Source organism: Kiloniella majae (assembly GCF_002118315.1).
GTDB lineage: Bacteria > Pseudomonadota > Alphaproteobacteria > Kiloniellales > Kiloniellaceae > Kiloniella > Kiloniella majae.
Genome location: NZ_MTSZ01000001.1, coordinates 785,045 through 806,476, shown reverse-complemented (window position 1 = coordinate 806,476; position 21,432 = coordinate 785,045). Strand labels below are relative to the sequence as shown.

At 45.9% G+C, this 21,432-nt stretch carries 17 protein-coding genes; 14 read left to right on the top strand and 3 right to left on the bottom strand.

Translation table 11 applies throughout. The features are described from left to right. The first annotated feature begins 57 nt into the window (after positions 1 to 57). The 7 genes from BKB51_RS03855 to BKB51_RS03825 all read left to right on the top strand — a co-directional run bounded on the left by BKB51_RS03855 (position 58) and on the right by BKB51_RS03825 (position 9,254). Positions 58 to 957, top strand: coding sequence for a S49 family peptidase (locus BKB51_RS03855; RefSeq protein WP_085899764.1), 900 nt, complete (start codon positions 58 to 60; stop codon positions 955 to 957). Between the two features lie 112 nt (positions 958 to 1,069). Further along, positions 1,070 to 1,321, top strand: a complete 252-nt coding sequence (locus BKB51_RS03850; protein WP_085899763.1) for a hypothetical protein — start codon at positions 1,070 to 1,072, stop codon at positions 1,319 to 1,321. Positions 1,322 to 1,413: 92 nt separating this feature from the next. Further along, positions 1,414 to 2,418 (top strand): glycine--tRNA ligase subunit alpha, encoded by a 1,005-nt coding sequence (locus BKB51_RS03845; RefSeq protein ID WP_245813206.1) that lies wholly within the window; start codon positions 1,414 to 1,416, stop codon positions 2,416 to 2,418. A gap of 4 nt (positions 2,419 to 2,422) precedes the next feature. Next, positions 2,423 to 4,504 carry a glycine--tRNA ligase subunit beta gene (glyS, locus tag BKB51_RS03840; protein WP_085899762.1) on the top strand — a complete coding sequence of 694 codons (2,082 nt, stop codon included), beginning with the start codon at positions 2,423 to 2,425 and terminating at the stop codon, positions 4,502 to 4,504. An 8-nt stretch (positions 4,505 to 4,512) separates the two neighbouring features. Further along, positions 4,513 to 7,173 (top strand): pyruvate, phosphate dikinase, encoded by a 2,661-nt coding sequence (ppdK, locus tag BKB51_RS03835; protein ID WP_085899761.1) that lies wholly within the window; start codon positions 4,513 to 4,515, stop codon positions 7,171 to 7,173. A gap of 325 nt (positions 7,174 to 7,498) precedes the next feature. After that, positions 7,499 to 8,254: a substrate-binding periplasmic protein gene (locus BKB51_RS03830; protein WP_085899760.1), complete on the top strand. Its 756-nt coding sequence runs from the start codon at positions 7,499 to 7,501 to the stop codon at positions 8,252 to 8,254. A gap of 283 nt (positions 8,255 to 8,537) precedes the next feature. Next, entirely contained in the window at positions 8,538 to 9,254 is a 717-nt protein-coding gene (locus BKB51_RS03825; RefSeq protein ID WP_158090138.1) for a type 2 periplasmic-binding domain-containing protein, read from the top strand. 4 nt (positions 9,255 to 9,258) lie between these two features. Here BKB51_RS03825 and BKB51_RS03820 read toward each other — a convergent pair whose 3' ends face one another. Further along, positions 9,259 to 10,143: a DMT family transporter gene (locus BKB51_RS03820; protein WP_085899758.1), complete on the bottom strand. Its 885-nt coding sequence runs from the start codon at positions 10,141 to 10,143 to the stop codon at positions 9,259 to 9,261. 316 nt (positions 10,144 to 10,459) lie between these two features. Between BKB51_RS03820 and BKB51_RS03815 the strand changes: the two genes are divergently transcribed. The 3 genes from BKB51_RS03815 to BKB51_RS03805 all read left to right on the top strand — a co-directional run bounded on the left by BKB51_RS03815 (position 10,460) and on the right by BKB51_RS03805 (position 13,667). Beyond that, complete coding sequence (locus BKB51_RS03815) at positions 10,460 to 11,623, top strand: ABC transporter substrate-binding protein (RefSeq protein WP_085899757.1); 1,164 nt, start codon at positions 10,460 to 10,462, stop codon at positions 11,621 to 11,623. Positions 11,624 to 11,787: 164 nt separating this feature from the next. Continuing rightward, positions 11,788 to 12,897, top strand: coding sequence for a FecCD family ABC transporter permease (locus tag BKB51_RS03810; protein WP_085899756.1), 1,110 nt, complete (start codon positions 11,788 to 11,790; stop codon positions 12,895 to 12,897). Then, a complete protein-coding gene (locus tag BKB51_RS03805) occupies positions 12,894 to 13,667 on the top strand; it encodes an ABC transporter ATP-binding protein (protein ID WP_085899755.1) in 774 nt (257 codons plus the stop codon). Before BKB51_RS03810 ends, BKB51_RS03805 begins: the two co-directional genes overlap by 4 nt. A gap of 11 nt (positions 13,668 to 13,678) precedes the next feature. Here BKB51_RS03805 and BKB51_RS03800 read toward each other — a convergent pair whose 3' ends face one another. Beyond that, a complete protein-coding gene (locus BKB51_RS03800) occupies positions 13,679 to 14,227 on the bottom strand; it encodes a hypothetical protein (RefSeq protein WP_085899754.1) in 549 nt (182 codons plus the stop codon). Between the two features lie 401 nt (positions 14,228 to 14,628). On the opposite strand from BKB51_RS03800, the gene amaB reads away from it, so the two are divergent. Next, positions 14,629 to 16,134 (top strand): L-piperidine-6-carboxylate dehydrogenase, encoded by a 1,506-nt coding sequence (gene amaB / locus BKB51_RS03795; protein ID WP_085899753.1) that lies wholly within the window; start codon positions 14,629 to 14,631, stop codon positions 16,132 to 16,134. Positions 16,135 to 16,306: 172 nt separating this feature from the next. After that, complete coding sequence (locus BKB51_RS03790) at positions 16,307 to 17,164, top strand: pentapeptide repeat-containing protein (RefSeq protein ID WP_158090137.1); 858 nt, start codon at positions 16,307 to 16,309, stop codon at positions 17,162 to 17,164. A 67-nt stretch (positions 17,165 to 17,231) separates the two neighbouring features. Here the strand turns inward: BKB51_RS03790 and BKB51_RS03785 are convergent, their stop codons facing one another. Then, positions 17,232 to 17,975, bottom strand: coding sequence for a TetR/AcrR family transcriptional regulator (locus BKB51_RS03785; RefSeq protein ID WP_125911778.1), 744 nt, complete (start codon positions 17,973 to 17,975; stop codon positions 17,232 to 17,234). Positions 17,976 to 18,238: 263 nt separating this feature from the next. Between BKB51_RS03785 and BKB51_RS03780 the strand changes: the two genes are divergently transcribed. Next, on the top strand, positions 18,239 to 20,581 hold the full coding sequence (locus BKB51_RS03780) for an efflux RND transporter permease subunit (RefSeq protein ID WP_085899750.1): 2,343 nt from the start codon (positions 18,239 to 18,241) through the stop codon (positions 20,579 to 20,581). Positions 20,582 to 20,601: 20 nt separating this feature from the next. Next, the gene (locus tag BKB51_RS03775) at positions 20,602 to 21,423 is read left to right on the top strand and encodes an outer membrane lipoprotein-sorting protein (RefSeq protein WP_085899749.1); all 822 of its coding nucleotides are present in this window, start codon (positions 20,602 to 20,604) and stop codon (positions 21,421 to 21,423) included. Positions 21,424 to 21,432 lie beyond the last annotated feature (9 nt).

Below are 21,432 nucleotides of genomic sequence, written 5' to 3'. Positions count from 1 at the left end.
TGTGGGATTTCTTTTCAAGAGTTACAAGTTTTTGGAACAATTTTAATAAGGCACATTATGAAGCTGAAAAAGCTGTTAGCTAAACTCCCTGTCGAACGTTTTCGTAATCCACCTGCAAAGGTTGCTGTGGTCGCCCTTAATGGCGTGATCGGCGCGGCAGGTCCAATGCGATCTGGTCTTACGCTTGCCTCTGTTGAAGATCAGTTAACAGAGGCTTTTAAGATGGATGGCATCAAGGCGGTGGCCTTGTCGATCAATTCTCCTGGCGGATCACCTGTTCAATCTGATTTGATCGGTCGCTTGGTCCGGGATCTGGCCGATAAACATGAATTGAAGGTTTATGCTTTCTGTGAAGATGTTGCCGCTTCTGGTGGCTATTGGCTAGCGTGTGCTGCAGATGAAATTTATGCCATGGAATCATCTGTGATTGGATCCATTGGTGTTATTTCGTCTGGCTTCGGTTTTCCAGAACTCATTAAAAAACATGGTATCGAGCGCCGTGTTCGTACTGCGGGCGATCTGAAATCAACACTTGATCCCTTTGAAAAAGAAAACCCAAAAGATGTGAAACGTCTCAAAGGTATTCTGACCCAAATCCATGAGAACTTTATAGATTGGGTCCGTGGACGCCGGACAGGCAAGCTCAAAGCTGATGAGAAAGAGATTTTTTCCGGTGAATTCTGGACGGGTGTCACGGCTAAAGAATACGGTCTGATTGATGGCCTTGGATCAATGCATCAGATCATGCGCTTTGAATACGGTGAGAAGGTTAAGCTCATCAAAGTTGAAGGCAAACGCAGTTGGCTTAAAGCAAAGCTGGGCCTTGGGGGCGGTGATGCCCTTCTGAAAGGTGCTGGTGGACTGGCCAGTTTGGGTGGTGTGAATGCGGCTGATATCGCTGGTGGTGTGATGGCCGCTGTTGAAGAGCGTGCTCATTGGGACCGTTACGGCCTTTAGGCTTACGAAACACGGCGGCTTGTGGCCGATTTAAGAAAACGGAATCCGGGATACTATTATTTCGGATTCCTTTTAAAATAAAGACCGTAATACGCGGTATGGTTAGGATAGTATGTTCGGAATACCCTCTATAGGTAAGTTGCTGATACTCGGATTGGTTATTGCCGGGGTTTATCTGTTTTTCAAAGCTGCAGGTCGACGAGAACAATCTCGTAGTAATGGCAGCAAGAAAAATACTGGACGTACACCAAGTCAAAATCAAGAAAATCAAGATGATAACGGGTCACTGGATATGGTTCAGTGCCCGGCTTGCAAAGCCTATATCCCTGCCAAGAGTAAATGCTCTTGCGGTGGCAACGGCTAGAAACGACAAAAAATATCTCGACTCCGGCATTGTGGCTGTTGATTCCCGATGCCGGTCATTATAAGTTCATTCAAATTTCGCACTGCAGCAAAATGACAAATAGCAATATGTCCCAGTCAGACACAAAAAAGTCCGACGTTACAAAGTCTGTCGCACCCAAGACCAAGGTCATTGTTGACCCTGAAAGGTGTGTGCAACGCCTCATTCTTAAACTTCAAGATTATTGGGCCCGTCAGGGGTGCGTTATTCTTCAACCCTATGACATGGAAGTCGGGGCCGGGACGTTCCACCCCGCAACAACGCTTCGGTCTTTGGGGCCGGATACGTGGCGCGCTGCCTATGTGCAGCCATGCCGTCGCCCGGCTGATGGTCGTTATGGGGATAATCCAAACCGTCTGCAGCACTATTACCAGTTTCAGGTCATTATGAAGCCGTCGCCCGCGAATTCGCAGGAACTTTATCTGGGATCTCTGGATGCTATTGGCATTGATTCATCCAAACACGATCTTCGTTTTGTTGAAGATGACTGGGAAAGCCCGACACTGGGCGCCTGGGGGCTGGGCTGGGAAGTCTGGTGCGATGGAATGGAAGTTAGCCAGTTTACCTATTTCCAACAGGTTGGCGGTATCGAATGTAATCCGGTTCCCTTGGAACTGACTTATGGTCTTGAACGTCTCTTTATGTACGTACAGGGCGTTGAAAACGTCTATGATCTGGATTGGGACGGGGTTCCTGCGGAAGAAGGCGGGAAAACCTATGGCGATGTTTTCCATCAGAATGAAGTAGAGTTTTCTACCTTCAATTTTGAAATTGCCTCCACAGACGAATTGTTCCGACACTTTGAAGATGCCGAAGCTGAATGCGCGCGGATCTTGAAGTTCGGTGAAGCCAATGCCGAGAAAAACGGGAAAGCAAAAGGTAATCTCTTGCCTCTGCCTGCCTATGACCAATGTATGAAAGCCAGTCACCTCTTTAACTTGCTCGATGCCCGCGGTGTGATCTCCGTGACGGAACGTCAGGCCTATATTGGTCGTGTACGTGAGTTGGCAAAAGCATGTTGCGAAGCCTGGAATAAAACCCAGTTGGAAGAGGCTTAAGGGTATGTCTGAATTTCTACTTGAACTGCATTCCGAAGAAATCCCTGCGCGTATGCAGGCAAAAGCCGCAGCCGATCTTAAGAAAATCGTATGTGATCAGTTGAAAGCGGCTGGTTTGGCCTTTACCGATGCGCGTTCCTTTGTAACGCCGCGTCGTCTGACGCTGGTCCTTGATGGCTTGCCTGAAAAGCAACCCGATGTCAGTGAGGAGAAAAAAGGCCCTAAAGTCGGTGCGCATGAAAAGGCACTGGAAGGTTTTATGAAGGCCAACAGCTTGACGTCCATCGATCAGGCTGAAATCAGGAATACGCCCAAGGGCGATTTTTATTTTGTGGTCAATGAAATCAAAGGTCGGGATACCACCGAGGTTCTTTCCGAGATCGTTGTTGAAACAATCAAGAGTTTCCCATGGCCGAAATCCATGAAGTGGTCGAGAAACTCTTTCCGTTGGGTGCGTCCACTGCATTCCATTCTGGCTATCTTCAAAGGCGAAACTCTCAAGGGAGCGTTCGATTTCGGAAATCAGACGCTGGATTTTGGCAACCAGACCCGTGGTCACCGTTTTTTGGCGCCAGACTGGTTCGAAGTTAAAAACCTGGACGATTACCTGCACAAACTCCGTCTCGCCAAGGTTCTTGTGGACGAAAATGAACGTCGCGACCTGATCGAAACACAGGCCAAAGCGCTGTGTGTTGCTGAAGGATTGAGCTTAAAAGATGATCAGGGACTTTTGAATGAGGTCACAGGTCTGGTGGAATGGCCTGTTCTGCTGATGGGGCGCATTGCAGACCGTTTTATGTCTGTACCTCATGAAGTGCTCTCCACTTCGATGAAAGAGCATCAGAAGTACTTCTCTGTTCTTGAGGGTGATGGTAAACTTGCAAACCGTTTTGTTTTTGCAGCCAACACAGAAGCCGTTGATGGTGGCAAAACCATTATCTCAGGTAATGAGCGTGTTCTGGCGTCTCGTTTATCAGATGCTGAATTCTTCTGGGATCAGGATAAAAAAGCAAAACTTGAAACTCGTGTAAAAGCTCTGAAAACGATTGTTTTTCAAGCTAAGCTGGGTACGTTGGCTGAAAAGGTTATCCGGGTTCAGGATCTTGCTGGTTCCATTGCCGAGCAGACTGGATGTAACCCTGTGTTCGCCCGTCGTGCAGCTGAACTCGCCAAGGCGGATTTAAGCACAGGCATGGTCTATGAATTCCCGGAACTACAGGGCATTATGGGGCGTTATTACGCCTTGCATGACGGTGAAAGCCCGCTCGTGGCTGAGGCCATTGCTGATCATTACTCGCCACTTGGTCCATCTGACCGCTGCCCTTCTGCACCCATTTCTATAGCGGTCGCACTTGCTGATAAAATTGATACTCTTGTCGGTTTCTTTGGCATTGATGAGCTGCCAACGGGGTCAAAAGATCCCTTTGCGTTGCGTCGTGCGGCACTTAGCATTATTCGTCTGATTACAGAAAACAACTTGCAGATTAATTTGCGCAAAGCATTCGCTGCAAGTTTCTCGGCCTATACAGGCCAATTGACGGAACCCGAAGATAAAACCATTGATGGTTTGATGTCCTTTATTGCTGACCGTCTCAAGGTCGCTCTAAAAGACAAAGGTGTTCGTCATGATCTGATCACAGCCGTTTTTGTTCTTGGTGACGAAGATGATCTGGTTCGTTTGCTGGCCCGTGTTGATGCACTTGCCGGATTGCTGAAAACTGATGACGGTGCCAACCTTTTGGCCGCTTACCGTCGGGCAGCGAACATTGTTCGGATCGAAGAGAAAAAAGATAAAACGGTATTCGATGCGACAGTCGATACTGTGTTGTTGCAACAGTCTGAAGAACAGGCGTTGCACGAAGCTCTGGAAGGAGCTTCCCAGGAAGCCACAAAGGCACTGGAACGTGAAGATTTCACCGAGGCGATGGCGGCACTTGCCGGACTTCGTCCTCCGATGGACGCGTTTTTTGATAAGGTAACGGTGAACGATGATGATCCGGCCTTGCGAAAAAACCGTCTGTGCTTGCTATCTCGGATTGGTGTAATCCTGGGGCAGGTTGCAGACTTCTCACGAATAGAAGGATAGATGAGAACATGACCAAATGGGTCTACAGTTTCGGGAATGGCAAGGCTGACGGCAAAGCCGACATGAAGGAACTACTCGGCGGCAAGGGTGCTAACCTTGCCGAGATGTCATCGCTGGGACTTCCGGTCCCACCCGGTTTTACCATCTCCACCGAAGTCTGTACGGCCTATTATGATAATGATCGAAACTATCCGGATGATCTCGCTGGCCAGGTTGATGAAGCTCTCGGCCAGATAGAAGATATTGTTGGTGTAAAGTTCGGAGACAACGCGAACCCTCTGCTTGTTTCTGTTCGTTCTGGTGCACGGGCCTCTATGCCAGGCATGATGGATACTGTCCTTAACCTTGGTCTGAACGATATTACGGTCGAAGGTCTGGCCAATGTATCGGGTGATGAACGTTTCGCCTATGACAGCTATCGTCGCTTTATCCAGATGTACAGTGATGTAGTTCTCGAAGTTGATCACCACTTCTTCGAAGAAATCCTTGAGCTTCACAAAGAAGATAACGGTCTGATCCTCGACACGGAACTTTCTGCTGAAGACTGGAAGGGCATCATCGTCCAGTACAAAAAGATTGTCGAAGAAGAATACGGCAAGCCTTTCCCGCAGGACCCGAAAGAACAGCTTTGGGGCGCGGTATCTGCTGTATTTGGTTCCTGGATGAACGCCCGGGCGACCACCTATCGCAAACTAAACGATATCCCTGCGGCTTGGGGAACAGCAGTTAACGTGCAGGCCATGGTTTTTGGTAACATGGGGGATGACTGTTCGACAGGGGTTGCCTTTACCCGTAATCCTTCTACAGGTGAAAATGCTTTCTATGGCGAGTATCTAATCAATGCGCAGGGCGAAGATGTGGTTGCGGGGATCCGTACGCCGCAGAACCTGACCATCAAAGGCAAAGAAGAACAAAACTCTGACCTTCCATCTATGGAAGAGACAATGCCAGAGGTGTTCAAGCAGCTTGATGAAACACGTCATATCCTTGAAAAACACTATCGCGATATGCAGGATATCGAATTCACCGTTCAGTCCAACAAACTCTTTATGCTGCAGACGCGTGCTGGTAAGCGTACAACGGCTGCAGCGCTTCAGATTGCTGTTGATATGGTCGAGGAAGGCTTGATCACAAAGGAAGAAGCCGTTGGCCGTGTAGAACCTGCTGCACTTGATCAACTCTTGCACCCGACGCTTGATCCCGAAGCGGAACGTAATGTTATCGGGCACGGCCTGCCGGCTTCGCCTGGCGCAGCATCTGGTCAGATTGTTTTCTCTGCCGATGAAGCCGAAAAGATGGCTCAATCCGGTAAGGAAGTTATTCTTTGCCGGACGGAAACATCGCCGGAAGATATTCACGGTATGCACGCAGCCAAAGGTATTCTTACCTCTCGTGGCGGTATGACTTCACATGCGGCTGTTGTTGCGCGTGGTATGGGACGTCCCTGTGTGTCCGGTGCGGGTGATCTGCGCATGGATTACAAAAATGAAACCATGATTGTCCGCGGCGAAGAACTCAAAGCTGGTGATATTATCACCATCGATGGCAGTAATGGCGAAGTGATGGCAGGGGAAATTCCAACAATCCAGCCGGAAATGTCAGGTAACTTCTCTACCCTTATGGAGTGGGCAGACAAAATTCGCACCATGAAGGTACGGACCAATGCCGAGACACCTAATGACTGTCGTACTGCACGCAGTTTTGGGGCAGAGGGTATCGGACTTTGTCGTACTGAACATATGTTCTTTGATGCGGACCGTATTGTTGCTGTCCGTGAAATGATTTTGTCGGATGATGAGACTGGTCGTCGTAAAGCCTTGGATAAAATTCTGCCAATGCAGCGCGAAGATTTTGTTGAGATCTTCAAAATTATGGCGGGACTGCCTGTTACAATCCGTTTGCTTGATCCGCCACTGCATGAATTCCTGCCTCATGGCACAGAAGAAATGCAGGATGTTGCGGATGCGGCGGGTGTGCCGATTGAAAAGCTACATGCGCGTGCTGCAAAGATGTCGGAAACAAACCCGATGCTTGGACACCGCGGGTGTCGGTTGGGGATTTCCTATCCGGAAATTTATGAAATGCAGGCGCGTGCTATTTTTGAAGCCGCTGCACAGGTTTCAAAATCCGAAGGTCATACAGTTGAGCCTGAGGTAATGATTCCACTGGTTGGCATGAAGAAAGAGCTTGAAATCCTCAAGGCACTTGTCGACCGTGTTGCCAAAGAAGTGATGGCTGCCGAAGGTGTGGAGATGAAGTACCTTGTTGGTACGATGATTGAACTTCCACGCGCTGCGCTGCGTGCTGCTGATATTGCGGAAGAAGCTGAGTTCTTCTCATTCGGAACCAATGATTTGACGCAGACAACCTTTGGCCTGTCGCGTGATGATGCGGGGAATTTCCTTGGTGCTTACGAGCGGAATGGCATCATTGAACAGGATCCTTTCATCTCTCTTGATCAGGAAGGTGTTGGTGAACTGGTTGAAATTGCTGCGGAACGTGGTCGTAAGACCCGTGGCGATATCAAACTGGGTATCTGTGGTGAACACGGAGGTGATCCCGCGTCAATCAACTTCTGCCAAAAGGTTGGATTGAACTACGTATCCTGTTCTCCGTTCCGTGTGCCAATCGCACGTCTTGCAGCCGCGCAGGCCGCGATCAAAAAATAACACTGGCCAAAAAACGCAGTTATGGAAAAGGGTGGTTTCGACCACCCTTTTTGTTTAGGCGGTACCTTTAAGGTTTTGCAGTGCATGCTCTTAAAATGATTGATGTAGTTGTTTTTACGTATTTATTTTTCTGTTGTAAGTTTGTAGCGTACAAAAAATGGTATAAATATAGCGCAAGGATGTTTTAACGTCTTCAAGCTATACTTGTACAAAAGAGCTTCTTTGTGGTCTGAAATGTGATTAGGGGCAGTGAGAATAATATAGAAGCCAAATAATTCACCAATGTAAGGCGTGTTCGATTGTTGGGGTAGATGGGGTACAAGGAATGTGGCAAAGCGTTAGGTCTTTGTGTATTGGAATTGCCGCAATCAGCTTATTTAGTGTGGTTTTTTTCGCAGAACTTGCAGTAGCTTCAGAAAAAAAACTTGTTATCTCCCGGTTTAAAAATGCTGATGGAGACAAGGTTGTTTCCTATGTACTGGAACAGATTTACAAACGTATCGGCTATGAAATTACTTTTGTCGATTTCCCGGGGAAAACATCTGTTATAAAGGCGAATGCCGGGGAAGCCGACGGTGAAAATATGCGCCGCGCTGGTCTGGAAAGTGTTTACTCTAATCTGGTCCAATTGTCCTATCCACACGTGGACATTAATTTTCGACTTTATATCAAAGGTGATGAAGGCTTCTTACCTGCGGCAGATAGTTGGAAAAATACCCGAATTGGCATTGTCAAAGGGGTAATCGTTGCAGAAGAAATGACAAGGGGGTTAAATCCCGTTTTGCATGATTCCGTTGGTGATCTTTTTGAACAGCTAAACCTGGGAAAAATCGACGTAGCCATTGCCACTGATCTGATTGGTGGCCTGGAAGTTTTTATGAACCATCAGCGTGAAAATATCAAAGCTCACGGAGAAACTCTTAAAACGATATCTCTGTATCACTATCTTCATAAAAAGAACGAACACCTTGTCCCGATACTCAATAAAGAAATAGAACATCTGCGCAAAAACGGAGAATTACAAAAGCTCTATGTCGAAGGGTTTAAATTCGTTCGTGCGCAGACAGATGATAATGAGTAGGGGAGCCATTGGTGTTGAGACGATGCGTGCTCGTTGGCTATAAAATTAGATCTTCTAAGTGAACTTGAACATTTTCTTTAGAAGTAATTATCTGCCCAAAGCTGCACCTAGAAAATAATCCATTAAGATCTTTATACTATGCTGGCCAAATAGAGTGTTTTGTTCTGGATGAAATCAGGCGAACAACACTGATGTGATAGTGTGAAAATATTCTCGTGTAATGTGTTTGATCATTAGAGTAGGCAGAAAACAATATATGTGGCAAAGTTTTAGAATTTCTTGGATGGCTCTTTTGGTCATTAGCTTGTCCTGTACAGGTGCTTTTGCCGACACAGAAAAAAAATTGATCATTTCTCGATTGGGGCACGGCGATGGGGACCTTGCCATTTCCTATGTGCTTGAGAAAATTTATGAACGGGTGGGATACCAGATTTCCTTCGCTGACTATCAAGGACGTGAATCATTAGTAAAAGCAAACGCAGGAATAACAGATGGCGAAAACATGCGTCGGGCAGGTTTATCGTCGGACTATCCAAATCTTATTCAGCTATCTTCCCCTCATGTGGATCTTCGGTTTCGTATTTATACGAACCGTGAAGCGGGCTTTTTTCCGACAGTTGATAGTTGGAAGAACACACGAATTGGTATCGAAAAGGGAGTGCTGATTTCCGAGGAAATGACGAAAGGGTTAAATCCGTCTCTTTTTAATTCTGTCGGAGAGTTATTTGAGCAACTGGATGCCGGAAATGTTGATGTTGTAATTGCAACAGATTTGATCGGTGGCCTTGAAGTTCTCAATAACTATCAAGGAAGAAACATAAGAACACACGGTCCTGCACTTAAAATAGTATCCTTATTCCATTATCTCCATAAACGTCACGCAGACCTGGTTCCTGCTCTTAATACAGAGATTGAACTGCTGCGTAAAAATGGCGAACTGGACAAGCTTTATCTGGATGCATTTAAGGCTGTTCGTGTGATGGCGGGTAAAAAGAAATAAGAGGCTAAGCGGTTCTGTTTCTGGAAACGATCAATACCCCAATGGCGGCAACCGCCATTCCAGCCCAGGCAAACAGAGGCATTTCTTCGTCCAGAAGCACCCACCCGAATAAAGCAGCAAGCGGCGGAACAAGAAACATCAACGATGAAACCCGGGATACTTCTCCGGCGCGTATCATTGCAAGCAGCAGGCTCATGGCCAGAATTGAGTTACCAATTGCCAGATAACCAAGGGCGGCAAAGAATTCGACGGTCCAGTTTACTTGCATGGTCTCAAAGGTCAGGGCGATAGGGGCTACAACCGCAAAGCCAGCGGCGTATTGCACCATATTGGCAACAATCGGGTGATAGCCACCGCCAAAGCGTTTTTCATAGAGTACCCCGCTGGTGATCCCGAGTAATCCAAGTATGCTAAAACTGACGCCAATCAGGGTAGGCGGCTCGATATCTGATCTGGCGATGATCACAATTAGGACGCCGGTTAATCCTAAGAGTAAGCCAAGCCAGCGAAGCCAGCTGACTTTTTCTTGTGCAAGTTTGGGGGCTAATATCGCGACAAGTATGGGCTGTAAAGACATGAATATCGCCAAAACACCGGCTGATACGCCGGATCTGAAAGCCCACCAACAAAAGCCAAAATATACTGCTTGGACCAGAACCCCGACAACAACCAGGTGAAGCCAGTCAGCCATCCGCTGGGGGAGAGATGGTTTGAAGAAAAAATAAAAGGGGATAAGCAAGATCACGACAAATGAAAACCGCATGGAAAGCAGCGTCATGGGTTCAGCATATTGCAAACCGACTTTGGCAATGCCGTAACCGCCGGCCCAAAGGAATGTGAAAGTTACAGGTGCAAGTATTAACCACAGAGGTTTTTTGCTTATTGTCATGATGGGATGATCCAGAACAGGAAAGTACTCAGCACACTATCAAGCAAAAAAGCTGATGGATATAGCCAATGTGGATTTATTGATAGGGACAGATTGACGTTATGGCCTTGTTTGATAGTTGATAATCATAATTATTGCGAATCATTTGCATTCTCATTTATTTTGAGTATCCTGCCTCCATTCTATGTTTTGTCGATGCGTTGGTCGGTGCTTTGGCCAGTGCTTTGGCCAGTGCTTTGGCCAGTGCTTGGGGGGGGAATTATCCTTATTTTTCCCCCAACTGAATGCGGAATTTGACCCCGTTGGAGGAAATCAAATGAAAATCACGAAATTAAAAGCTGCTGCAACTGGTTTTGCTGCAACTTTGGCGATGACTGTTGGGCTTGCTGCTGTATCAAATACAGCTCTGGCCGACAAAGTGACGATTACAGATATTGCTGGTCGTACCGTTGAGGTGGAAAAAAATCCCGAGAAGATTGTTCTGGGGGAGGGGCGTATGATCTATTCCATCGCGGTTCTCGACAGAGAAAACCCCTTCAAGCGAGTTGTCGGGTGGAAAGATGATCTGATTAATTATGATCCTGATGCCTACCGTAAATACATGGCGCGCTTTCCAGAAGTGGCAAACATTGAAAACCTCGGTAGTCCTTATGCTGCGGAATATAGTTTGGAAACGGTGATTTCGCTGGATACGGATGTTGTTTTTCTTAACCTGGGTAATTTGTTGAAAGCACAGGAAAGCGGTCTTCTGGACAAGCTGAACAAAGCTGGCATTCCTGTGGTTTTCCTCGATTTCCGTCAACGTCCAACTCAACATACTGTTCCAAGTTTACAAATTCTGGGACGTATCTTTGATGAGCGCGATAACGCAGACGAGTTTGTTGATTACTATCAGAAAAACATGATGACCGTGTTTTCACGCATTGAAGAAATCAAAGACGAAGATAAACCTGTTGTCTTTATCGAAAATGCGGCGGGATACAATCCAGACAAGTGTTGCACCACTTACGGCAGTGCTAACCTGGGGCGTCTTGTTGATCTGGCTGGTGGATTGAACTGGGGAACGAAAAAATTCCCCGGACTAAAGGGGAAAGTGAACCCGGAAGTGATCTTTACAGACGATCCGGATATCATCATGGGAACAGGTGCAAACTGGTCGGAAGCTCAGCCGGGTACAATGGCGGTTTTGTTTGGCTATGAAGCAAGTGAAGATCTGGTTAATCAAAGATTGGCAGCCTTGGCGGGTCGCAAAGGGTGGAGCGAGCTAAAGGCTGTGAAATCAGGACGTTTTCATTCTATCTATCACCAATTCTATAACAGCCCTTATCATTTCGTGGCGTTACAAACTTTCGCTAAATGGTTTTATCCAGAGAAATTTGCCGACCTCGATCCGGAAGCGACCTTTGTCGAGTTACACGACAAGTTTCTCCCGATTGACTATAGCGGTGTGTTCTGGGGCTCCTTACCTGCAACACAGTAATACATGAAATGAAGCCTGCGAGATTTGTGATACGCCTTAATAGCTTTTGGGGCACATATCTCGCAGGTCTTTTATCTTTTGATGTTGAGTATAGGCGTGAAAGTTTTTTCTTAACCTCTCAACAGGTTTTCTGTTTCAGAGTATGTAATTCAGAAAGATCAGTGATGTCCTTTAGCCCTGATAAGTTCGGGAATACAGATGAGGTCGGTGCTACCACCGAAACGTATGAAAAATTTACTACTCATGTGGGGTATCATCGGCAATTACGGCGTCGTTATTTAACCCTGTTAGGCGTTAGCCTATTGCTGTGTGCCTCTTTTGTTTTTGATGTGTCTAATGGTCCCGGAAACTTTCCTCTCTCTGTTGTTTTTGAGACGTTACTGAACCCGCAGGCGCACGGGATAAAACTAGAGGTCATTATCTGGGATTATCGATTGCCGATTGCCATTACTGCTGTATTGGTTGGGGCCATTCTGGCGCTTGCCGGGGCACAGATGCAAACGGTGTTGAACAATCCTTTGGCTGAACCCTTTACATTGGGGGTATCATCTGCGGCATCTTTTGGTGCAGCCTTGGCCATTGTTGTTGGGTGGAGCATCGTGCCCAATCTAGGGCCTTTGCTGGTGACGTTTAATGCCTTTGTTTTTGCCTTGATGACCTGCGTTTTCATTCTGGTGGCAACACGTATTAAAGGGGTTGGCACCGAGACGATGATTCTATTCGGGATTGCCATCTTCTTTGCTTTTAATGCGGCACTTGCCATGATGCAGTACATGGCATCCGAAGATGAGCTTGCCCGCATTGTCTTTTGGATGATGGGATCTTTATCTCGTGCAAGTTGGGAAAAGATATCTCTGGGGGCGATCCTGTTAAGTCTTGCGCTTCCCTATAGTTTCTATCGGACCTGGCAGTTGACGGCCTTGCGGATGGGGGATGATACGGCGATTAGTTTGGGAATTGATGTCGCTCGGTTACGAGTTGAAATGTTGATTGTAATTTCTTTACTTGCTGCAACGGCGGTTGCCTTTGTGGGAACCGTTGGTTTTGTGGGTTTGGTCGGTCCGCATATTGCCCGCTTGATTGTCGGGGAAGACCAGCGCTTTTTCATTCCACTGTCTGCGTTGGTCGGTGCGCTGACCCTCTCTCTTACATCTATTATCAGCAAAATGATTACCCCGGGGATCATTTATCCGATTGGTATTATTACAGCCTTGATTGGGGTTCCTGTTTTTATTTCGCTTATCCTAAGCACTCGAAAGGAACGATTATCATGACGCTTGAAATTTCTGGACTTTGTTCTGGCTATGGGCGCAAGCAGATCCTCAAGAATGTCTCGATTGCAAAGGTGTCGGGCGGTGAGTTTGTCGGACTTATTGGCCCAAATGCATCCGGTAAATCGACCTTGTTTAAATCGATTGCCGGGGCTGTTACACCAACTGATGGCGCAATTACGCTTGATGGGCGGGATCTCAGGCGTGCCAGCCGGGGGCAACGTTCCAAGGTCGTGGCCTATATGCCGCAATCTTATGGATGTAATGCGGTTTTAACCGTTTTTGAGTGTGTACTGCTCGCGTTAAAGCAAATGACTGGTTGGCGGGTAAAACAAGATGATCTGCAACGCGTCTCCAGTGTTTTACATGCTCTGGGACTATCACATCTTTCGGATCGGGGAATTTCAAAGCTGAGTGGCGGTCAGGCGCAGATGGTTTCTGTTGCTCAAACACTGGTTCGAGAACCCAGACTGGTTTTGCTGGACGAGCCAACTTCCGCGCTGGATTTGCACCATCAACTTTCAATTCTTTCGACGATCCGTTCTTTTATGCGCAATAAGAATATGATTGTGATTGCCGCACTGCATGATTTGAACCTTGCTGCTCAGTTCTGTGATCGTCTGGTGCTGATTAGGGAAGGTGAAGTTCTGGCCGATGGAAGGCCGGAACAGGTTTTAGAGCTCAAGGAAATTGACGAGACCTACAGGGTTATGACCAACCTGGAAAAAACCAGCCGTGATACACTCTATGTAGATGCGCGATTATCTGCGTAAAGATAGAAAAATTATTTTGATTCCTTGAGCCAGTCCAAACCAGCTTGCTTGGTTTTAAAAGACTGAAAGGTATGTTCCGGGGCCAAGGCCTGCATGGCTTTAATCAAGAGGTTGAACGTGATGTGGCGCGAGATAAAGGCCGTGCGTATCCGGGGAGCATCACCTTTGAAATAAAGGTCCCATTGGCGTCCGATTTCCCTCACAGTATGCCAGCCAACATCGCCTTTGTGAAACCGAAGGTCAATCAGGTTGTCATAGCGGTCAAGGTGGCCAATTTTGTGCCAGATTTCGACAACTTCCCGGACCAGTTGGTCGTGGTGGATGACCCCGATATAAATCATGTGCCGGATGTTGTTTTCCTGATCCAGGTAACACTCCACACGCGGTGGTTTTTGGATCGGGGGATTGTCGAAACTGTAGTGAAGTGGCGTTGAAAACTCTTCTTCTATTTCTATGTTATGAGCAGAATGAGTGTTTTGGCCTGAATTCTTTATTGAATTTTCCTCTGAATCCTCTACTGAATTTTTGAAAGTATCGGGGCTTTTTCCTGAATTTTTCAAAATTGCACCTGTTGTTCGCTCCCGTTGGTATGGAGAGAAGTAATATCAATTGGTGAGAATTGCACGAAAGGTGCAGGGGAGAGGAACATAACGCGTAACAAACCGAATTCAATGACAAGCGGGGCTATCCTGTCACGGTTCGAAGAAAAAAACTAATTAAAAAGCGATGTTTATATTTCTGGTAAAGGCCCAGATAAATCAGGCTTGATAATATGTCATGTTAAGGAGGCTTATATACCCTTAATTACTCCCTATGCAATCAACTTCATGAGTTTTTGTTATGATATTGCGATAATTCCTTTATTGCGACTCTTCGTGATTTGGTTAATTTAATATTTTAGAAAATATACAATTTATGTTTCGTCGTTATCTTTATAACGATTTTTCCCGGGAGAACCACAATGAGCTATACAGATATTCTTGAACGCCTTGGTCTGACAAAAGAAGAAACCTCTGGTGGTTCCCTATGTGTTACATCATCTGTTGATGGTTCAGAAATTGCTAATGTTCATGAAATTCCCGCGAACAAAGTTTCGAGCATTATCTCGGCTTCTAAAAGTGCTTTTAAAGTATGGCGCAACGTCCCGGCGCCAAGACGGGGAGAGTTGGTCAGGTTGCTTGGGGAAGAACTGCGTGCATCCAAAGAAGATCTTGGTCGCCTTGTAACGCTTGAGTGCGGTAAAATTTACGAAGAAGGCTTGGGCGAAGTACAGGAGATGATCGACATCTGTGATTTTGCCGTGGGTCTTTCTCGCCAGCTCTACGGTTTGACAATTGCGTCCGAACGGCCTGGGCATCACATGCGGGAAACCTGGCACCCACAAGGGGTCTGTGGTGTTATTTCGGCCTTTAATTTCCCGGTAGCTGTCTGGTCCTGGAATACAGCACTTGCTCTTGTTTGCGGAAATTCGGTTATTTGGAAGCCCTCGGAAAAAACACCTTTGACCGCTTTGGCCTGTCAAAAGATATTTGAACGGGCTGTGGCTCGTTTTGGGAGTGATGCGCCACAAGATTTGCATCATGTGATTGTTGGTGGTCGTGATGTCGGGGATGTACTGGTCAGTAGTGAAGATGTTCCGATTGTCTCTGCAACGGGAAGTACAGCGATGGGGCGTCAGGTTGGCCCCAAAGTTGCCGAACGCTTTGGTCGTTCCATTCTGGAACTCGGGGGCAACAACGCGATGATTGTCTCGCCGAGTGCAGATCTTGATATGGCTGTTCGCGCTATTTTATTTTCTGCTGTGGGGACGGCAGGTCAACGTTGTACAACTCTACGCCGATTGATTGTGCACGAGGATATTTATGATCAACTCATGCCGCGTGTGATCTCTGCATACCAATCCGTACAGGTTGGTGATCCATTGGTTCAGGGAACACTTGTTGGGCCGTTAGTGGATCAGGGATCATTTGATAATATGCAAAGTGCCCTTGCTGCGGCCAGAAATTCTGGCGGCATTGTTCATGGTGGTAATCGCGAGCTGGAAGATACTTTTCCCAATGGATTTTATGTCCGTCCGGCAGTCGTTGAAATGCCAGAACAGAATGATGTCGTGAAGACAGAAACTTTCGCTCCCATCCTTTATGCTATGAAATACGATGACTTCGAGGCCGCAATAGAAATGCAGAACGACGTACCGCAGGGGCTTTCATCCTGTATCTTCACCACGGATGTGCGCGAAGCCGAACAGTTTCTCTCTGACGTCGGATCAGATTGTGGCATTGCAAATGTAAACATCGGACCTAGTGGTGCGGAAATCGGTGGTGCTTTTGGCGGCGAAAAAGAAACTGGTGGCGGCCGCGAAAGTGGTTCTGATGCTTGGAAAGCCTATATGCGTCGCCAGACAAATACCGTGAACTATTCCCGCGAATTACCTCTGGCCCAAGGTATTACCTTTGATATTGGCTGATCAAATTACTAATTAAAAGAGTACAAAGCATGGGGTTGCTTTTTGTGACCCGATGTTAAAAAGGTAATATTTTCCTGAATTTTCACTTTCCTAGTTCACAGCTGAATTTGATTACATCAGAGATTTAATACTTAAGGTCCCCGTGAATTTTTACGTAGTTGATGGTATGTACATGCTGAATATAGCGATTGTTAACAAAATCCAACATTTAGGTAGTGATCTTTATTGTAAGGTCAGAAGATTCTTCAATTCGTACAAATTTTTGACAAAGCACTGTATTTCATCTTTTTTGAAGAGTGCCATTTTTCGGCTTCTAACTGTTATTTTGGGAGTTTGGGTTACCTATGCCGAATTATTTGCTTTGGCTGAACAAAGAAAAATAAATGCTTGGCAGATATTGGCGCTGCAATCATCAGGTAATTTGGGCAAAGTAACTGCCTTGGAATTCTTAAATCGTAATAGATACTGTATACCTTTCTCGACAACTTGTTTGTTTAAAAAAGAGAGGCTGGACGGTGTCGATTTTTCTTCATTAGATTTAAAGCATGGACCTTTCTTGAATCACGTTAACCTTACTGCTGCTTCTCTGTTGGGTGTAAATTTTTATAATGCAACGCTCTATGAAGCTGTTTTTAATTATTCAGATATGAGACAGGCTAAGCTAAAAAAGGCATGGGCAAAATCTGCAAAATTTGAAAATACTTGGCTTCAGAACAGTGATTTTGAGGGGGCGTTTTTGCTCGGTGCTTCTTTCAAGGAGAGTGTAGTAAATGGAGCTAGTTTTGCTGGAACAACGTTAACATATACAGATTTTAGTTTTGCAAGTTTAGAAAATGTTAATTTTGAAAATGCGGATATTTCTAAAACAGATTTTAGAACTTCGGAGAATTTGAAACCCGAACAACTTATGTTGTCTTGTGTTGATGATTTTGATCATCAACCGCTTCTTCCGGATGATGAGAAGTTTAAGGAGCTAGAATTTGAAGTGTGTGCGAGTGATCATGGGATGGATCATTTTCAGGATATTTAACCCGTCCTCGCCAAATAAAATCAATAGCTAAGTTGAACAGGAATGGATTAAAATTGATTGTGTATTTTTACTTTTTAACCTTCAACCCATAGATAAAGCGTTCGACGGTGTTTTCCACGATTTCATCGATCTCTTCATGAGATGGTGGTGGGGCCGCTGTGACCAGGCAGTTGAGATAGCGTGCCCCGAAGAGCATGGAATAAAAACTTTGAGCTGCATCAAGAGGGTCTGCAACATCGATCTCTCCTTCTGAAATTTTTTCTTCCAGATAGGCAGCGAGAATCTCTCTTGAAAGTTTTGGCCCTTGATTCATGAATTCAATGCCGTGACTAGGGTCCGTTTCTGCTTGTGAAATCAGAATACGAAAAAGGGAAACACTGCCATGATAGTGCAGCATATGAAGAAACTTTGTTCCCAGTTTTATGAGACATTCTTTTAAGGGCAAACTATGATCGGGTTTAACATCAAGTTCTTCGCGTTTGATGTCACAAAAATTAGTAATAACGTGTGTAAATAGTTCTTCTTTTGATCCAAAATGACTGTAGACAGTACGTTTTGACACGCCGGCAAGGGCCGCGATTTTATCCATGCTTGCGGCATCGAAGCCCTGCGTAATAAAAATTTCACTGGCGGCGTTTCGAATGTCGTTTCTTTTCTGTTCCGAGCGACTTAATTTTTGACCAAGTGAGGCAAAAAGGCATTTGTCCCGATCCCAAACCGATGGCTTTTGAACCGAGTCTTGATCCGTATTTAATTCTTTTTTAGAGGCTCTACGCCCCAGTGCGCCTAGGATGCAATTGTCTTTTGTCAAATTCGACTCCAAATAAACTACACCGTGTAGTTTACATTGAAATATAAATAAGTAAACTACACCGACTAGTTTACTTTAGTGGTGACTATGTTTCAAGTTAGGTAATACCGGAAAACGTCTGATTTCCAAAGTAAAAGCAGTCTTTGATGCGGAAAAAACTGAATCTCCTTCAAAGTTTGCCGGGTTTCAGAGGGGCAGTTTTGGGAAAAGCAAAAGAAACATAATTGCCACGAAGCAGACGATATCTATTCGGAGCTTGGCAAATGAGCAATTTCATGGACCGCCTGTCAGTCAGTTATGCAAAAGGCATAATCCGCTGGCGCTGGCTCGTCCTCCTGGTCACAATTTTGGCGACATTGGGCGTCGCATCGGGTGGGCGTTTTCTTTCCTTTACAAGTGATTATCGTGTCTTTTTTGGTGACGATAACCCACAATTGAATGCATTCGAAAGTTTGCAGGATATATATACCAAAACGGATAATATTCTTTTTGTTCTCAAGCCAAATAATGGCAAAGTCTTTACCCCACAGTGGTTGGAAGTTGTACAGGATTTGACCGAAGAGTCTTGGCAAATTCCCTATTCTATTCGTGTGGATTCCATTACGAATTTTCAACATACGGAAGCCGTAGAAGACGATTTGACGGTTGCTGACTTGGTTGAAGAAACCGGTGGTTTAAGCCAGGTCGGGTTGGATCGGATTGAACAAATTGCGCTGAGTGAGCCAGCATTGGCAAAGCGTATTATTTCCGAAGACAGCACGACAACCGGGGTCCAGATTACTCTTCAGCTTCCGCCAGATGATGCTGTTGCTCTTGATCAGGCTGTAAAGTACGCCGAAAATATGGCTGCAAACATAGAAGCAGCTAATCCAGAATTGGAAGTGGCAATTACAGGCCTTGCACCATTAAGTAATGCCTTTCCAGCGGCTTCCATGGCAGATATGAGCACACTGACACCATTGATGTTCCTCGTGATCATTATCTTCCTGGTTGCTTTTTTGCGCTCTTTCACGGGTACCTTAGGCACATTGCTGGTGACGATTTTCTCGACAATGGTTGCTATGGGCGCAGCGGGCTTTGCAGGCATCAAAATGACACCGCCGTCTGCTATGGCACCTACAATTATTCTGACAATTGCCATTGCTGACTGCGTACATATTTTGGTGACGATGTTCCATGAAATGCGTCACGGTACGGCAAAACGCGATGCTATTGTGGAAAGTCTGCGCGTTAATATGCAGCCTGTGTTCCTAACGTCATTGACAACAGTTATTGGTTTCCTGAGCCTTAATTTCTCTGAAGCACCGCCGTTCCATGATCTTGGAAACATTGCGGCTGTTGGAGTTATCGCGGCCTGGATTATCTCTATTGCTTTCTTGCCTGCCTTTATTGCCGTGATGCCTGTTCGGGTTAAACCCGTTGTAACAGGTAAATCATCTGTAATGGAACGTCTTGGCGAGTTTGTAATCGGCCACAGAACAAAACTTCTGTTAGGCATGGGACTGATTGTTATTGGGACATCATCTTTTATCTCAAAGATTGAGCTTGATGACCGCTTCATCGAATACTTCGATACAACTGTTCCTTTCCGTGTTGATAGTGACTTTACACGGGATAATCTGACCGGGGTTTATCAGGTCGAATTTTCAATTGATGCAGAAGAATCAGGTGGTGTTTCCAGCCCAGTATATCTGGCGCATCTGGAAGATTTCGCAAACTGGTTGCGTTCAAAGCCAGAGGTTGTTCATGTAAATTCTATAACAGACATTCTCAAACGCCTGAACAAATCAATGCATGGAGATGATGACAGTTGGTATAAATTACCTGATGAGCGTGATCTCGCGGCACAGTATCTGTTGTTGTATGAAATGTCTTTGCCATATGGTCTTGACCTTAACAGCCAGATCAATATCGACAAATCGGCATCTCGTATGACTGTGACTTTGGATAATGTTTCTTCCAACGACATGCGTGATATCGCTCTGGAATCAACACAGTGGTTGCGGGATAATGCCCCGGGTTACATGGAAGCTGATGGATCCGGTGCTTCGGTGATGTTTGCCCACCTTGCTGATCGTAACATTAAATCCATGCTGAGTGGTACAGCCCTGGCTTTTGTCCTGATCTCTCTTTCCCTCGTATTTGCACTACGTAGCCTGAAGTTGGGTCTGATTAGCCTGATCCCAAATATGGTTCCTGCGATTATGGCCTTTGGTGTTTGGGGATTGTTTGTTGGTCAGGTCGGTTTGGCCGTTTCCGTGATTGCAGCGACATCGCTTGGTCTGATTGTTGATGCGACCGTTCACTTCCTCAGCAAGTACAATCGTGCTCGTACAGAGCGGGGTGAATCTTCTGCTGATGCTGTTCGCTATGGTTTTAGAACTGTGGGGAGTGCGCTGTGGATTACAACAGCTGTACTGGTTGCCGGTTTTGCGATCCTGTCCCTGTCTACGTTCTCTGTGAATGCCGATATGGGCTTGTTGACGGCGATTACAATTGCCATTGCACTGTTCATCGATTTCCTTTTGTTGCCGCCACTGTTGATGTTGTTCGATGGCGAAAAGGCAACGACAACAAGTACAGCACCAGCTGCGCCAGCAGAATAAAGAAGTTGGAGTTTTTAAAAATGAGTAAAAAACTGTTATCGACGATTTTCTCTCTTTCCCTTGTGGCATTCACTTCCGGTACGGCGCTCTCTAGCGCCGCACTGGCGGATGAAGCTGCAGATATTGCAAAGGGAACTGCGATTGCCGAGGAATGGGATCGCCGTGATTGGGGATTTGGTGATACTGAATCCTTTATGGAAATGCAGTTGGAAAACCGTCACGGTGATAAGTCTATCCGTGAAATGCGCCAGAAAACGCTGGAAGTTCCGGGACACGATGTCGGGGATAAAAGTCTGACGATCTTTGACAAGCCACGGGATGTTAAAGGGACTGCGTTCTTGAGCTTTGCCAAGATTTTTGATCCTGATGATCAATGGATGTATTTGCCAGCTGTTAAACGTGTGAAACGTATTTCCTCCAAGAATAAATCCGGGCCATTTTTGGGGTCAGAATTTGCCTATGAAGATTTATCAGCGCAAGAGTTGAAAAAATACACCTACAAATGGCTGCGAGACGAGCCTTGTGGCGAGTTGCAGTGTGCTGTTGTCGAGCAAACGCCAACCTATGAGAATTCTGGCTATACCAAGATGATCACTTGGTATGACCTGTCAGAATATCGCCAGCAGAAAATCGATTATTATGATCGTAAGGGCAAGCTGTTGAAAACACTTATTTCTTCGGACTTCAAACAGCATCTCGATAAGTACTGGCGTCCCTACAACATGTACATGGAAAATCATCAAACGGGCAAAAAGACACGTCTTGTCTTTTCCAAGATCGAGTTCCAGAAGGGCTTGAAGGATAGCGAGCTTACCAAAAACACGCTCAAGCGTGTGAGATAAGAAAGTGAA

What these genes read in the sequence shown, in the direction of transcription:
- BKB51_RS03830 (WP_085899760.1), top strand. Translation starts at nt 7,499, where the DNA reads ATGTGGCAAAGCGTTAGGTCTTTGTGTATTGGAATTGCCGCAATCAGC.
- BKB51_RS03850 (WP_085899763.1), top strand. Translation starts at nt 1,070, where the DNA reads ATGTTCGGAATACCCTCTATAGGTAAGTTGCTGATACTCGGATTGGTT.
- amaB (WP_085899753.1), top strand. Translation starts at nt 14,629, where the DNA reads ATGAGCTATACAGATATTCTTGAACGCCTTGGTCTGACAAAAGAAGAA.
- ppdK (WP_085899761.1), top strand. Translation starts at nt 4,513, where the DNA reads ATGACCAAATGGGTCTACAGTTTCGGGAATGGCAAGGCTGACGGCAAA.
- BKB51_RS03775 (WP_085899749.1), top strand. Translation starts at nt 20,602, where the DNA reads ATGAGTAAAAAACTGTTATCGACGATTTTCTCTCTTTCCCTTGTGGCA.
- BKB51_RS03810 (WP_085899756.1), top strand. Translation starts at nt 11,788, where the DNA reads ATGTCCTTTAGCCCTGATAAGTTCGGGAATACAGATGAGGTCGGTGCT.
- BKB51_RS03790 (WP_158090137.1), top strand. Translation starts at nt 16,307, where the DNA reads ATGCTGAATATAGCGATTGTTAACAAAATCCAACATTTAGGTAGTGAT.
- BKB51_RS03855 (WP_085899764.1), top strand. Translation starts at nt 58, where the DNA reads ATGAAGCTGAAAAAGCTGTTAGCTAAACTCCCTGTCGAACGTTTTCGT.
- BKB51_RS03805 (WP_085899755.1), top strand. Translation starts at nt 12,894, where the DNA reads ATGACGCTTGAAATTTCTGGACTTTGTTCTGGCTATGGGCGCAAGCAG.
- BKB51_RS03825 (WP_158090138.1), top strand. Translation starts at nt 8,538, where the DNA reads ATGGCTCTTTTGGTCATTAGCTTGTCCTGTACAGGTGCTTTTGCCGAC.
- BKB51_RS03815 (WP_085899757.1), top strand. Translation starts at nt 10,460, where the DNA reads ATGAAAATCACGAAATTAAAAGCTGCTGCAACTGGTTTTGCTGCAACT.
- glyS (WP_085899762.1), top strand. Translation starts at nt 2,423, where the DNA reads ATGTCTGAATTTCTACTTGAACTGCATTCCGAAGAAATCCCTGCGCGT.
- BKB51_RS03845 (WP_245813206.1), top strand. Translation starts at nt 1,414, where the DNA reads ATGACAAATAGCAATATGTCCCAGTCAGACACAAAAAAGTCCGACGTT.
- BKB51_RS03820 (WP_085899758.1), bottom strand. Translation starts at nt 10,143, where the DNA reads ATGACAATAAGCAAAAAACCTCTGTGGTTAATACTTGCACCTGTAACT.
- BKB51_RS03780 (WP_085899750.1), top strand. Translation starts at nt 18,239, where the DNA reads ATGAGCAATTTCATGGACCGCCTGTCAGTCAGTTATGCAAAAGGCATA.